Origin of the sequence: Anaeromyxobacter sp. SG64, from assembly GCF_022690745.1 — a bacterium.
Classification (GTDB): Bacteria; Myxococcota; Myxococcia; order Myxococcales; family Anaeromyxobacteraceae; genus Anaeromyxobacter; species Anaeromyxobacter soli.
Genome location: NZ_JALCZB010000114.1, coordinates 1 through 12,699, shown reverse-complemented (window position 1 = coordinate 12,699; position 12,699 = coordinate 1). Strand labels below are relative to the sequence as shown.

Annotated in this window: 9 protein-coding genes and 1 pseudogene; 6 read left to right on the top strand and 4 right to left on the bottom strand. The window is 73.5% G+C overall.

Going from position 1 to position 12,699, the window contains the following annotated elements:
- Positions 1–361, top strand: a pseudogene (locus tag MNZ29_RS21420) (hypothetical protein); the annotation flags it as partial.
- Between the two features lie 36 nt (positions 362–397).
- Here the strand turns inward: MNZ29_RS21420 and MNZ29_RS21415 are convergent.
- Complete coding sequence (locus MNZ29_RS21415; protein ID WP_242341524.1) at positions 398–3,166, bottom strand: SNF2-related protein; 2,769 nt, start codon at positions 3,164–3,166, stop codon at positions 398–400.
- 215 nt (positions 3,167–3,381) lie between these two features.
- Between MNZ29_RS21415 and MNZ29_RS21410 the strand changes: the two genes are divergently transcribed.
- Entirely contained in the window at positions 3,382–4,071 is a 690-nt protein-coding gene (locus tag MNZ29_RS21410) for a zinc-ribbon domain-containing protein (protein WP_242356654.1), read from the top strand.
- Positions 4,072–4,126: 55 nt separating this feature from the next.
- On the opposite strand, the gene MNZ29_RS21405 is transcribed toward MNZ29_RS21410, so the two are convergent.
- Positions 4,127–6,979, bottom strand: a complete 2,853-nt coding sequence (locus MNZ29_RS21405) for a pitrilysin family protein (protein WP_242341035.1) — start codon at positions 6,977–6,979, stop codon at positions 4,127–4,129.
- A gap of 18 nt (positions 6,980–6,997) precedes the next feature.
- Positions 6,998–9,193, bottom strand: coding sequence for a S46 family peptidase (locus MNZ29_RS21400; protein ID WP_242341034.1), 2,196 nt, complete (start codon positions 9,191–9,193; stop codon positions 6,998–7,000).
- 204 nt (positions 9,194–9,397) lie between these two features.
- Between MNZ29_RS21400 and MNZ29_RS21395 the strand changes: the two genes are divergently transcribed.
- The 3 genes from MNZ29_RS21395 (at position 9,398) to MNZ29_RS21385 (ending at position 10,807) form a co-directional block, all read left to right on the top strand.
- Entirely contained in the window at positions 9,398–9,562 is a 165-nt protein-coding gene (locus tag MNZ29_RS21395) for a hypothetical protein (protein WP_242341033.1), read from the top strand.
- Between the two features lie 268 nt (positions 9,563–9,830).
- Positions 9,831–10,031 (top strand): sulfur carrier protein ThiS, encoded by a 201-nt coding sequence (gene thiS / locus MNZ29_RS21390; RefSeq protein ID WP_242341032.1) that lies wholly within the window; start codon positions 9,831–9,833, stop codon positions 10,029–10,031.
- A gap of 2 nt (positions 10,032–10,033) precedes the next feature.
- Positions 10,034–10,807: a thiazole synthase gene (locus tag MNZ29_RS21385; protein ID WP_242341031.1), complete on the top strand. Its 774-nt coding sequence runs from the start codon at positions 10,034–10,036 to the stop codon at positions 10,805–10,807.
- A gap of 1 nt (position 10,808) precedes the next feature.
- Here the strand turns inward: MNZ29_RS21385 and MNZ29_RS21380 are convergent, their stop codons facing one another.
- Complete coding sequence (locus MNZ29_RS21380; RefSeq protein WP_242341030.1) at positions 10,809–11,618, bottom strand: hypothetical protein; 810 nt, start codon at positions 11,616–11,618, stop codon at positions 10,809–10,811.
- A gap of 44 nt (positions 11,619–11,662) precedes the next feature.
- Here MNZ29_RS21380 and thiE point away from each other — a divergent pair, with 44 nt between their 5' ends.
- The gene (gene thiE, locus MNZ29_RS21375; protein WP_242341029.1) at positions 11,663–12,283 is read left to right on the top strand and encodes a thiamine phosphate synthase; all 621 of its coding nucleotides are present in this window, start codon (positions 11,663–11,665) and stop codon (positions 12,281–12,283) included.
- The last annotated feature ends 416 nt before the right edge of the window (positions 12,284–12,699 follow it).

Genomic DNA, 12,699 nt, shown 5'->3' with positions numbered 1-12,699 from the left:
GGAGCGGCCCCTCGCGTCCGCCGCGGCCGGCGCGACGCCGCGCGTGACCGTCGGCGCCCCGGTCGCAGGTCCCGCCGACGCGCGCCGCGCCGTCGCCGGCCGCGCGAGCGGGCTCGAGGCCTGCTACGGCGAGGCGCTCCGGCGCACGCCCGCCCTCGACGGCGTGATCGTCGCGCACGTGGGGGGCGGCCGCGCCGCCATCGCGGCGGACTCCGTGGGCGACCCCGAGCTCGCCGCGTGCGTCGTGCGGGCGCTCGGGCCGGCGGGCGGGACCGCGGCGGCCGTGCCCATCCGGTTCGAGCTCGTCCCGGCCAAGGGCGCCGGAGCGGAGGCAGCGGCGCGCTCACGCGGCCGGCCGTGACTCGCGGCACCGAAGGTGCGCGAGTCGCGCCGCCGCTCAGGGCGCGCGCCAGTACGCCGTCGCCACGAGGGTGCGCTTCTCGCGGATCTCCGCGCGCTTCCGGAGGTCCGCGACGGCGCGATCCTTCTCGGCGTAGCGGTGCCCCTCGGTCGCGCGCAGGTCGTCGAGCTTGCGGCGGTACTCGCGCTCGGCGCGCTCGCACGCCGCCCGGCGGTCGCGGAGCGGCGCCTCGGAGCGGTCGTGCAGCGCGCCCCGCGCCTTGGCCCAGGCGGCGCGCGCGTCGTCGACGGCCTTGCGCGGCGACGCGAGCGCGTCCTCGACCGAGCGGTCCCAGCGGTCTCGCGCCTCGTCGTACGACCTCGCGATCCGCTCCTGGAGGTCCTGCACGAGCCGCGCGTGGATCGTCTCCAGCGCCTCCTCCTGCGCGCTCCCGATGGAGACGGTCGCTCCTCGCGGGCCCGCCTTCGCCTCCTCGGCGGGGAGCGCCGCGAACGCCTCGGCCTCCTCCGGGGTGAGCGCGTGGAACCGCTCGCCGTCGTGCCACAGGACGAGGTGGATGACGCGCTCCTCCGAGACGAGCGCGTCGAAGCTGAACTTGTAGGCGAACCACCAGCCCTCGCGCCCGGCCAGGCGGCCGAGCTTCGCGGGCAGGTTCACCGCCGGGAGCTCGAGGAACGAGACGGCGTCCTGCGGCCGCGCGCGGACCTTCTCGGCGGCCTCGCGCACGAGCCTCGCGCGCCCGGTGCGGCCCTTCGCGGGCGGCTGCGGCGCCTCGGGCTCCGCCTCCGCCGGACGGGGCGCGTCGTCCGCGAGGACCGCCGAGACGAGCGCGTCCTCCTCCGCCTCCCGCCGCGCCACCGCCTCCTTCGCCTTCTGCTCGGCGACGCGCAGCCGCCCGCGGACCTCGCCGTCGAAGCGCTCGAAGAGCAGCGCCCGCGCCGCGGCGTACCGGGCGGAGATCCGGTCGTCGAGCTCGCCGCGGAGCTTCTGGAACGCGGCGTCGATCTGCTCGCCCGAGCGGCAGGACTGGTAGATGTCGAGGACCCGCTTCTCGAAGTCGATGCCGGTGCCCAGCGCGCCCAGGATCTCGTCGGACGAGCCGAACACGCCGTCGAAGAGCGCGAGCTTCTGCGAGAGGAGGTCGTAGAGCCGGTTGTCGGCCGCGTTCTGGCGATTGAGGAAGTTCAGCACGAGCACGTCGCGCTGCTGGCCGTAGCGGTGGCACCGGCCGATGCGCTGCTCGACGCGCTGCGGGTTCCAGGGGAGGTCGTAGTTCACGACCAGGTTGCAGAACTGGAGGTTCAGCCCCTCCGCTCCGGCCTCGGTCATGATCAGGATCTGCGTCTCGTTCCGGAACTCCTCGACGAGCGCCTGGCGCTTGTCCGTGCCGCCCACGTCCCCCGAGAGGCAGGTGACGGAGTAGCCCTTCGCCTTGAGCAGGCGCGCGAGGTAGTCCTGCGTGCGGCGGAACTCGGTGAAGACGACCGCCTTGTCCGGCCAGTTGCACGCCTTCGCGACCGTGAAGCAGCGATCGAGCCCGCGCACGAGCGCGTCGCCCTTCGCGTTCACCTTGATCTCCCGGGCGAGGCGCGCGCAGGCGCGGAGCTCCGAGAGCTCGTCGTTCATCCGCCGGAGCGCGGCCTGGCCCTTCGGCCGCGAGGGGCCGCCGGCGTCGTCGAAGAGCTCCTCCACCTCCTCGGCGAACCCGTCCATCTCGAGGAGCAGCTCCGCCTGGGCGGAGCACTCGACGCCCGCGATCTTCTGGTCGAGCGTGTCGGCGAGCCGATCGAGCGTGGCGGCGAGGGCGAACGACGAGGAGGCGAGGATCTTGCGGTAGACGAGGACGAAGAGCTGCCGGCGCGCCGCGGGGATGGCGTAGGCGTCGTCGCGGCGCAGGTACTCGGAGACGCGCTCGTAGAGCTCCTGCTCCTGGGCGGTCGGCGCGAAGTCCTCCACGATCGATCGCCGCGCGGTGTACTTCACGTACTCCTTCACCTGGCGGCGCAGCGTGCGGATGAACACGGGCGCGAGGCGCGACTTGAGGTCGGCGGCCTTGTCCTCGGTGAGCTCGCCCGAGGCGTACTGGGACCGGAACGCCTCCTCGTTGCCGAGCAGGGCGTCGTCGATGAACGCGGCGAGGCCGAGCAGCTCCATGAGGTCGTTCTGGAGCGGCGTCGCGGTGAGGAGCAGCTTCGGAGCCTTGCGCAGGGCCTTGCGGAGCGCCTGCCCGGTGCGGTGATCCTTGCGGTACGCGTTCCGGAGGCGGTGCGCCTCGTCGATCACGGCGACGTCCCACGGCACGCGCTCGATGTCCGCCTGCCGGAGCGCGGCGAACGGGTGCGAGCAGATGACGATGCCGCCGGTGTCGAACGGGTTCGTGCGGAGGCCCTGCCGCTCCTTCTCGCGGACGGAGTCGCCGTCCACGACCTCGGCGTCGAGGCCGAACTTGGAGCGCAGCTCCTCGCGCCACTGCGCGCGGAGGGACGCGGGCACGAGGATCACGGCGCGCGCCTTGCCCTCGGCGGCGAGCTGCGCGAGCACGATACCCGCCTCGACGGTCTTGCCGAGCCCGACCTCGTCGGCGAGCACGGCGCCGCCGGTGGGGAGCGCCGCCAGCGCGAAGGCGGCGGCCTCGATCTGGTGCGGGTTCAGATCGACGGCGGAGTGGGCGAGCGCCCCGGCGAGCCGGGTGGTCCCGCCGCCGCCGCGCGCGGTGAGCGTCTCGGCGGCGATCCGCTGATGAAACTGCGTGAGCTGGGGCTTGTCCGGCCTCGAACGCGACACCACCTGAGACACCCCGCCCATCCCGCCTCCACCGCCGTCTCCGGCGCCTGCGTCCGGCTGCGCGATCGCGAGCGAGCGCCGTGCGCCATCCCACCCGGCCGCCGCCCCGCGCGCGGGGAGCGCAGCGGAGCGAACGGCGGTATCCCGTGATACCGGCGGCACTGTAGCAGCAACTCGATCCCCGGGGCAGTCCCGATGTACCGTCGCTTCCGGGTGTCGACGATGGGAGCTCGAGCTTGAAGTTCGTCTGTGATTCCTGCGGAAAGCGCTTCGCGAGCGTCGACGAGCCGGCGCCGGGCCGCGTGTACCGCATCCGCTGCCGGTGTGGGCACGTGATCCTCGTGCGCGGGCCCGCCGCCGCGGCGCGCGGCGCCGACGGGCGGCCCCGGCGCTTCGAGCCGCCTCCGCCTCCGCCACCGCTGATGGCCCCTCCGCCGCCCCAGGAGCCCGAGCCCGCGCCGAGCGCGCCTCCGCCGCGCGCGGACCCGGCGCCCGGGCTGCACGCCGTGCCGTCCGAGGAGCGGAGCGGTGCGGCCCAGGCCGAGGCCGAGGCCGAGGCCGAGGCGCAGGCGGAGCTCGTGGTCGAGGCGGCGCCCTCCGCGCCCCCGCGCGAGAGCGCGGGCGACGCGACCGAGCCCGCGCTGCCCGACGATCCTTTCCTGCGCGCGGTCCGAGAGGCGGCGCCCGTTGCCGGAGGCGCCGGGGCGGCCCCGAGCGGCGAGCCCGTGCCGGGCGCCGCGGCCGTCGCGCCAGAGAACGACGCGGGGACGGCGCGCACCGACGCGCCGCGCGCGGAGCGGCCGCGGCTGTCGCTCGGCCTCGAGGACGACGGGGCGAGCGGCGCGAGCCGCCGGATCCTCGTCGCGGCGCTCGTGGCGCTGGCGCTGCTCGCCGCGATCGCGGCGTGGATGACCCTCCGGACGTGAGGCGCGGCCCCTCGGGCTCGGCCCGCGCCGCCCGAGGGGAGAAGCGGCGCCTCCCTCAGCGCGCGAACACCTCGGAGGCCGGCGTCACGCGCACGGCCTCGCGCCGGATGCCCAGCTTCGTCCCCCCGATCGCGCGGTCCTCCTCGAGGAGCGAGGCGGGCTTCTCCGCGTCGTACTTCACGGTCGACACCCCGTCGCCGACGAGCGCGTCGGCGAGCGCCTTCGCGTCCTTCGCGACGATCACGAACGAGAGGTCCTTCGCCGACAGGTGCCGCTTGATGGCGGCGTTCACGTCGGCGCGGGTGAGGCGGGCGAGCCCGTCGCGCATGTAGCGAGTGAACTCGGGGGTGCCGTACCAGCGCGAGTCGAGCGCGTACCCGACCTGCTGGTCCTGGCGCGCGGTCATGACGAACACGTTCTTCACGAGGTAGGCGCGCGTCCTCTCGAACTCCTCCTCCGTGAGCCCCTGGTCGACGAGGCGGCCGAGCTCGTGGAGCGCGATGCGGATCGCCATCTGCGCGTTGGCGGGCACGACGGGCCGGATCCACACCTCGAAGAGCTGCGAGCGCCGCGCGACGTTGGGGCCCGGGAAGAACTGGAACATGCCGCGCGGGAACGCCTCGACGTAGGCGTAGTCGCCGTAGTTCATCCCGCGCTCCTCGCGGATGCGCTGGTAGAGGTGCGAGCTCGACGAGCGGTGCTCTCCGAGCCAGGTCTTGGCGAGCCAGAGCGCGACGAAGTCGGGCTGGCCGCGCACCACGTCGATGGGGTGGCCGAAGGAGATGGCCACGCCGGGCGTGTCCTTCTCGACGAGCTCGACCTCGATCCCCTTCGGCCGCCGGGCGGCGATCCGGGTGGGCGCGAGCTTCTCCCCGGCGGGGAGCTTCGCGAGCTCGGCCTGCAGCCGGGCGCGGAACGGCGCGGGCGCGTCGCCGCCGAGCCCCACGACGAGGTTCGCGCGCGTGTAGTGCGCGCGCACGAACGCCTTCACGTCGTCGAGCGTCACGGCGCGGAGCCCCTGCACCGTTCCGAGCGCGGGGTGCCCGTACGGCGTGCCGGCGAACACGTTCGCCTGCAGCCGCTCCTTCCCGAGCTCCTCGTCGTTCGTCGCGCGCAGGTCCTGGACGAGCGCGTTCAGCCGGTCGTCCCGGACGCGCCGGAAGTCCTCCTCGCGGAACCCCGGATCGGTGAGCTGCGGCAGCGCGACGTCCGCGAAGCGCTCCCAGCCATCCCGCGGGAAGGTGCCGGTGAGGGTGACGAGCTCCTTGTCGACCTGCGCGTCGAAGCTCGCCGCGAGCGGGTGGAGCGCGTCGCGGATCTCGTCGATGCGCATCCGCCGGGAGCCGGCGTCGGCGAGCATCGCCGCGGCGAGCCCGGCGAGCCCCTCCTTGCCCTGGGGATCCCGCGCGCTGCCCGCCTCGAAGAGGAGCTTCGCGGTCACGACCGGCAGCTTCGAGGGGATGGCGACGACCGGCACCTCGGCGGCCGGCCTCGCGCCGGCCTGGGCCGGAGCGGCGGCCTCGACCGCCGCGAGCGCCGGCGTCCGCTCGAGGCCCGCGGGCAGCGGATCCTTCGAGAGCGTGGTCACGACGAGCCGCTCGTCCGTGAAGTAGCGCCGCGCCGTCGCGAGGAGGTCGTCCGGGGTGAGCGCCGCGTAGGTGCGGAAGAGGCGGTTCACGGTCCCGTACGGCGACCGCGCGTACGTCGCGTAGCGCGCGAGCGTCCCGGCGATGGCGTCGGTCGAGTCGAGGCCGCGCAGGAACGCGTTCCGCTGGTGCGCCTTCTGCTCTGCCAGGCGGGCCGGCGGCGGCGCCGCGGCGCGCGCCCGCGCGAACGTCCGGAGGATGGCGTCCCGGACGTAGATCGCGTCGGCGGGGGACTTGAGGCGCGCGTAGACCGTCACGAGCCCCGGGTCCACGCTGGGTCCGGAGTCCGCGACGAGCGCATCCACCTTCTGCTCCTCCACGACGAGCCGCTCGTAGAGGTCGCTCGTCTCCCCGAAGTTCAGGTCGAGGAGGAGATCCACCGCCGGCCAGTCCTTCTTCACGTCGGAGAAGGCCGGCCCGTGGAAGGCGACCGCCACCCACGGCAGGGTCGGCGTGGTCCACGGGACGTGCGCATGGACCGGGCCGCGCGGCGCGGGCTCGGGCGGGATCTCCACCCGGTGCGCGCCGCGCTGCCAGCGCCCGAAGTACCGCTCCACGAGCGGGATCACCTTCTGCGGGTCGACGTCGCCCGCGACCACGATGGTCGCGTGCTCGGGCCGGTACCAGCGCGAGTAGAAGGTCTTCGAGTACTCGTACTGGTTGGGCATGTCCTCGATGTCGGCGAGGAAGCCCATCGTGGTGTGCTTGTACGGGTGGACGCCGAAGGCGCTGTCGCGCTGGACCTCCTCGAGCTTGCGCAGCGGGTTCGACGCGTTCTTGTTGTACTCGCCGAGGATCGCCCGCGACTCCGTCTTGAACGCCGCGACGGAGTAGTCGAGGTTCATGAAGCGGTCCGCCTCGAGCTCGAGGACCTTCTCCAGGTCCTGCTTGGCGAACGTGATGTGATAGTTCGTGACGTCGTCCGACGTGTACGCGTTCTGGCGCGCGCCGATGCGCGTCACGACCGCCTGGTAGGCGTCGGGCGGGTAGGTCTTCGTCCCGCGGAACATCATGTGCTCGAAGAAGTGGGCGAAGCCGGACTTGCCCGGCTCGACCTCGTTCCGCGACCCCGTCTGCATCGGGATCTGGACGGAGACGAGGTCCGGGAAGCCGGTCGGGACGACGAGCACCCGCAGGCCGTTCGGGAGCGTCCGCTCCACCGCCTTGAAGGTGAGGACGTCGCCCGTCTCGCGCGGCGGCGCGGCGAGCGCGGGACCGGCGTGGGCGACCGCCAGGGACAGGAGCAGGGCGGGGATGCGCATGAGGGGATCTCCCGGAAGCTAGCGGGCGCCGACCGCGACGGGCGCGCCGAGCTCCTCGAGCAGGTTCGTCGCCTTCGCGACGTCCGTGAGGAACCAGAGCAGGTAGCGCGAGTCGACCTGGATCGAGCGGGTCGAGGGTGCGTCGAAGATGAAGTCCGAGGCGATGGTCTCCCAGGTGCCGTCGAAGAGCAGCCCCACGAGCTCACCGGCGCCGTTCAGCACGGCCGAGCCGGAGTTGCCGCCCGTCGTGTCCACGCTGGAGAGGAAGTCCACCGGCACGTCGCCGAGCTTCGGGTCCACGTAGGGGCCCGTGCCGCGCGCGTGCTGCGCCCGGATCGCCTCGCGCACCGGGGCCGGGACGTCGAACTCCTCGTCGCCCGCCCGGTGCTTCGCGAGCACGCCCGCGAGCGTCGTCTGCGGCCGGTAGTAGAGGCCGTCACGCGGCGAGACGCCCTTCACGACGCCGTAGGTGACGCGGAGGGTGCCGTTCGCGTCCGGCGCGAGCACGCCGCCCGCCCTCGCGACGAGGGCGCGCGCGTAGACGGGGCCGACGCGGGAGCGCGCGCCGTCGCGCGCGTACTGCTCCTCGCGGAGCTGCCGCTCGAACGGCCGGAGCGCGGCGAACAGGTCGAGGAACGTGTCCTTGCGGGCGGCGAGCTCCTTCGTCGTCTTCCGCTCGGAGAGCTCGAGCCGCGTCTTGCGGTCGGCGAGCTTCGTCCCCGCGTACAGCCGGTCGAGGAACGCGTCGATCCTCCGGCCGGCCTCGTCGGGGGGCGCGCCCGGCGCGAGCCCCACCGCCGCGTCGAGCGGCGGGATGCGCTGGTCCGCGGGGAGCGCCGCCGCCTCGACGAGCGCGTAGCGCAGGAGCGCGCGGTCCGCGCCGAGGTCCAGGCTGCGCTCGATGCGCTCGAGGTACTCCCGGAGCCGCGGCCACTCGCGCTGCTGGAACGCCGGATCGCGGTCGAGATCCTTCTTCGGCCGGTCGTCGGCGAGCCGCCAGACGGTGCGCGCCGCGGAGAGCAGCGACGAGCTCGAGGTGAGCGACTGGAACACGAGATCGCGCTCCCGCGTCCGCTCCTTCTCCCCCTGGATCCGGTCGAGCGCGGCGAGCGCCTCGCCGTACTCCGCCTTGCGGGCGGCGTCCGCCTCGATCCACGCGACGAGCGCCTTCTCGTCCTGCGCCTTCTTCTCGAGGAGCCCGCCCCTGGCGGCGCCCTCGAGGACGCCCTCGCGGTTCTTCATCGAGTTCGCGAGCCCCCGCACGCGCGGGTTCACGCGGATGGCCGTCTCCTTCGACTCCTTGGAGAGCCGCTCCAGGATGGCGAGGAGGTCCCGGTTGCGCCGCACCGTGCCCGGGTACGCCCACTCCAGCTGCTCCTTCACCTCGCGGTACGTCTTGAGCCGCTGGGTGCGCCCCGGGTAGCCGGCCACGAACACGAGGTCGTCCTCCGCAACGCCCTTCGGCGACACCTTCAGCCAGCGCCGCGGGTGGTACGGGACGTTGTCGTCGGCGTGCGGCCGCGGGCTGCCGTCCTTGCCGACGTACGCGCGGAAGAACGAGAAGTCACCGGAGTGGCGCGGCCACATCCAGTTGTCGGTCTCGCCGCCGAAGTTGCCCACGTTGGCCGGCGGCGCGAAGACGAGCCGCACGTCCTGGATCTCGAGCTGGCCCACCTCGAACCAGCGCGCGCCCTCGAAGAACGACGCGACGGTGCAGCGGAGGCCCGGCTTCTCGCAGCGCGCGGTGCGCCGCTTCACGCGCCGCTCGATGAGCTTCCCGCGCTCCGCGTCGCCGAGCCCCGGCTCGAGCCCGCCGGTGATCTCGTCGGTGACCTCCGTCACCGAGACGGTCACGTACACGCGCGCGCCCGGCCCGTTCCAGAGCTCCTCCCCGCGCGACCGCGCCACGTAGCCGCCGTCGAGCAGGTTGCGCTCGGGGGTCGAGTTGAACTGGAGCGCGCCGATGACGCAGTGGTGGTTCGTGGCGATGAGGCCGTCGGGGGAGACGAAGGACGCGCTGCAGCCGCCGAGCGAGACGACCGCGCCCATGGGCTGGCCGGTGAGATCCGCGAACTGCCGGGCGTCGCCCGTGAAGCCGAGCTTCTCTAGCCGGGCCGCGAGATCGGGGAGCTGCTGCGGCATCCACATGCCTTCGTCGGCGCGGGCGGAGGCGCCGAGCGCGAGCGCGAGCAGGGCGGCGAGGCGAGCTTTCACGGGCGATTCTCCTCTTCGGGGGGATGGCGACGTAACCACGCACACCGGCTGCGGGCAAGCGAGACGGCGCACGTCGCGCGCTGCCCGGGCGAGAGACGAGACGCCGGCGTTCGTGACGGCGCCGGCCCCTGCGGGGCGAGGCCTTCGGCCGCGAAATAGCCGCGGCGGGCGCGCGTAGAGCGGTGGGTACGGAGGTCACGGATCATGAAGGGTTTCGCGCTTCTCGCTCTCGCGCTCGCACTCGAGGCCGCCTTCTTCTTCAGCGTCATGATGACGCCCTCGGCGTCCGAGGCGGCCGCCCGCCTCGCGCCGGTCGACGCCGAGCCGCAGCTCGTTCACTACGCGGCACCGATCGTCGTGCGGTCCTGACGGCGTCGCCCTCGAACGCGTCCTCCCTCATGCGCACCTCGCCGCTGCCGATCGCCTCGCCGACGGACTCCTCCAGCAGCCGGGAGGCGAGGAGGACGTCGCGCGCGGCGGCCGAGCAGGTGCTCGGGCGCTGCGAGGAGGTCCGCGGCGCTCCCGCGGCTCGTCCCGTCGACGCAGAGCTGGAAGGCGAGCTCGCGGAGCGCTGCGGGCCACGCCGAGCGCGAGGGTGCGTTGACGCGCGCGCGCCAGCGTTCTAAGTGTGCGGGGCATGCAGGTCCGACTGAATGGGGAGCTCCGGGAGGTCCCGGAGGGCGTGACCGTCGCCGGGCTGCTCGGTCACCTCGGCGTGAAGGCGCAGCGCGTCGCCGTCGAGGTGAACGACGCGGTCGTGACGAAGGATCGCTACGAGTCCCAGCGGATCGGACCAGGCGACTCGATCGAGATCGTCGCTTTCGTCGGCGGAGGGTAGCGATGGCGGACACCTGGAGCATCGGCAAGCACGCCTTCACGAGTCGCCTGCTGGTCGGGACGGGCAAGTACCCGGACTTCCCCACCATGCAGCGCGCGCTCGTCGCGTCGGGCGCCGAGCTCGTCACCGTCGCGGTCCGGCGGCTCGATCTCTCCAAGACGGGCGAGGCGTCGCTCCTCGAGTGGATCCCGAAGGGCATGAAGCTCCTGCCCAACACGGCCGCGTGCTTCACGGCCGACGAGGCGATCCGCACCGCTCGGCTCGGCCGCGAGCTCGAGATGGGCGACCTCGTGAAGCTCGAGGTGATCGGCGATCGCCGCACGCTGTTCCCGGACGTGGTCGGGCTGGTCGCGGCGGCCGAGGTCCTCGTGAAGGAGGGCTTCACGGTCCTGCCCTACACGAACGACGACCCGGTCACGGCGAAGCGCCTCGAGGACGTCGGCTGCGCGGCGGTGATGCCGCTCGGCGCGCCGATCGGCTCGGGCCTCGGGATCCGGAACCCCTACAACCTCCGGATCATCATGGAGACGGTGAGCGTCCCGGTGCTCGTCGACGCCGGCGTCGGCACGGCGAGCGACGCCGCGATCGCGATGGAGCTCGGCGCCGTCGCCGTCCTCATGAACACCGCCATCGCCGAGGCGAGGGATCCCGTGCTCATGGCGGAGGCGATGCGCGCGGGCGTCGAGGCGGGGCGCAAGGCCCACCTCGCCGGCCGCATCCCGACGAAGCTGCACGCCGCGGCGTCGAGCCCGATGACGGGGCTCATCGGGAGCTGAGCTACCCGACGGGCTCGATCCGCGCGATCGACTGGATCTGCGAGCGGAACACGCGGGAGGGCTTGCCCCAGTTCCCGGAGCTGAAGCCCTGGCAGATCCGCTCGTAGGCCTCCGGGTGCTGGTGCGGCGCGAACTCCTCCACGACGCCGCGGAGCTCCCACCCCGCGAAGTCGTCGAGGTCGAGCACGAGCCGCGTCTCGTGGCGGTTCGCCTTCAGGTTCATGTACGTCTTCAGGGCGAGGCCGTCGCCGTGATAGAGCGCGAGCCGCTCGCCGTCCACCTCGTGGTGGAAGATGAACCGCGGCGAGATGTTGGCCGTCTCGCCCACGCCCACGAGCGCGTACCGCACGCCGGCGAGCGTCTCCTGCAGGTCCTCGAAGGGGACGTTCTCGAAGAACTTGAGCGTGTAGGGGCTGTGGTGGACGGTGAAGATCTGGGCGCCCTTCACGGCCACCGTGCCGTCCGGGAGCTCCTCGAGCAGATCGCGCTCGGTCGTCCCGGTCGAGAGCGCGCGCGTCTTCACCTGGTAGCCCTGGTACTGCTCGACCCGCGTCATGTGGACGGTGATCGACTCGCCCTTCTGAGGCCGGCGCACGATCGGGCCGGCGAGGCGGATCTCGAGGTCGCGTCCCGTCGGACCGGGCTCGAGCCGGCGGATCCGGTTCACCGAGACCGAGGCGAACGTCCCCGCGAGGCTGGTCGTGCCCATGAAGGACAGGACCTTCTCGTACTTGACCGTCGGGAAGCGGCTCGCCTGCTTCGCCTTCTGCTCCTCCAGGAACGCGAGGAAGCTGTGAAGGTCGCTCGACACGTGATCACCTCTGGGAGGAGGATGGCGTGCGCGCGAGCTTACGGATGGGCGTTCCCGTTGTCCACCTGATCACGGATCGCAGTCTCACGCGGGATCTCCCCGCGCGCGTCACCGCCGCGCTCGTCGGACTGCCGCCCGGCCGGGTGCTCGTCCAGCTGCGAGAGAAGGACCTCGGCGGCCGCGAGCTGCTCGCGCTCGCGCGCGCGCTCGCGGCAGTCTGCCGCGCGGCGGGGCAGCGCCTCATCGTGAACGACCGCGTGGACGTGGCGCAGGCGGCGGGCGCCGACGGGGTACACCTGCCCGCCGCCGGGATCCCGGCGGCGGACGCGCGCCACCTGCTCGGTCCGGACGCGCTGGTCGGCGTCTCGTGCCACTCCGCGGCGGAGGTGCGCCGCGCGCGCGAGGCGGGCGCGAGCTTCGCGACGGTGAGCCCCGTCTACGACACGCCCTCGAAGCGCATCTACGGGCCCCCCGTCGGGCTCGCGGTGCTGCGCGCGGCCGCGGCGCAGGGGTTGCCGGTCATCGCGCTGGGTGGGGTGACGCCGGCGCGGGTGCCGGAGGTGCTCGCCGCCGGCGCCCACGGCGTCGCGGCGATCCGCGCCTGGCTCGAGGGCGACGACCCCGCCGGCGCGGTCCGCGCGCTGCTCCCGGGCGGCGCGGGTTGAGCGGGCCGATCATGTTCGACGAACGGGCGAGCGAAGCGAGCCCGCCGGGGCGCCACCGCGACAGCGGCGAAGCCGCCCGCAGTGGCGCACGGGACCCGGCGTGCAGGGGCTGGGGCGCAGCCCTCATCATTCGTCACAAGTGCGGGTACTCGCCGGACGAGCGGCGGGTGTTTCGACCACGGCTCCCGTGCGCATGGCGGATTCGGGGCATCGACGGGGTCGGCGCAGCGCTCGTGCTCGACCCCGATGAACGCGGGAAGGCGTCGGAGCAGGCGAGCGTCTCGCCGTGTCGAAACCGGGCCCAGCGACGGCGTGACTTCGCGCGGGGAGCTCGCGGACTTCTCGACGGCGCCTCCGCAGCTCGCCCCGAAGCACGCCCTGGAGCGTCGCGGAAGTCGACCGTATTCACCCTGGGT

Excerpts from the sequence above, each read along its gene's own strand:
- MNZ29_RS21415 (WP_242341524.1), bottom strand. The coding sequence starts at position 3,166 with ATGGGCGGGGTGTCTCAGGTGGTGTCGCGTTCGAGGCCGGACAAGCCC.
- MNZ29_RS21405 (WP_242341035.1), bottom strand. The coding sequence starts at position 6,979 with ATGCGCATCCCCGCCCTGCTCCTGTCCCTGGCGGTCGCCCACGCCGGT.
- MNZ29_RS21395 (WP_242341033.1), top strand. The coding sequence starts at position 9,398 with ATGAAGGGTTTCGCGCTTCTCGCTCTCGCGCTCGCACTCGAGGCCGCC.
- thiS (WP_242341032.1), top strand. The coding sequence starts at position 9,831 with ATGCAGGTCCGACTGAATGGGGAGCTCCGGGAGGTCCCGGAGGGCGTG.
- MNZ29_RS21385 (WP_242341031.1), top strand. The coding sequence starts at position 10,034 with ATGGCGGACACCTGGAGCATCGGCAAGCACGCCTTCACGAGTCGCCTG.
- thiE (WP_242341029.1), top strand. The coding sequence starts at position 11,663 with ATGGGCGTTCCCGTTGTCCACCTGATCACGGATCGCAGTCTCACGCGG.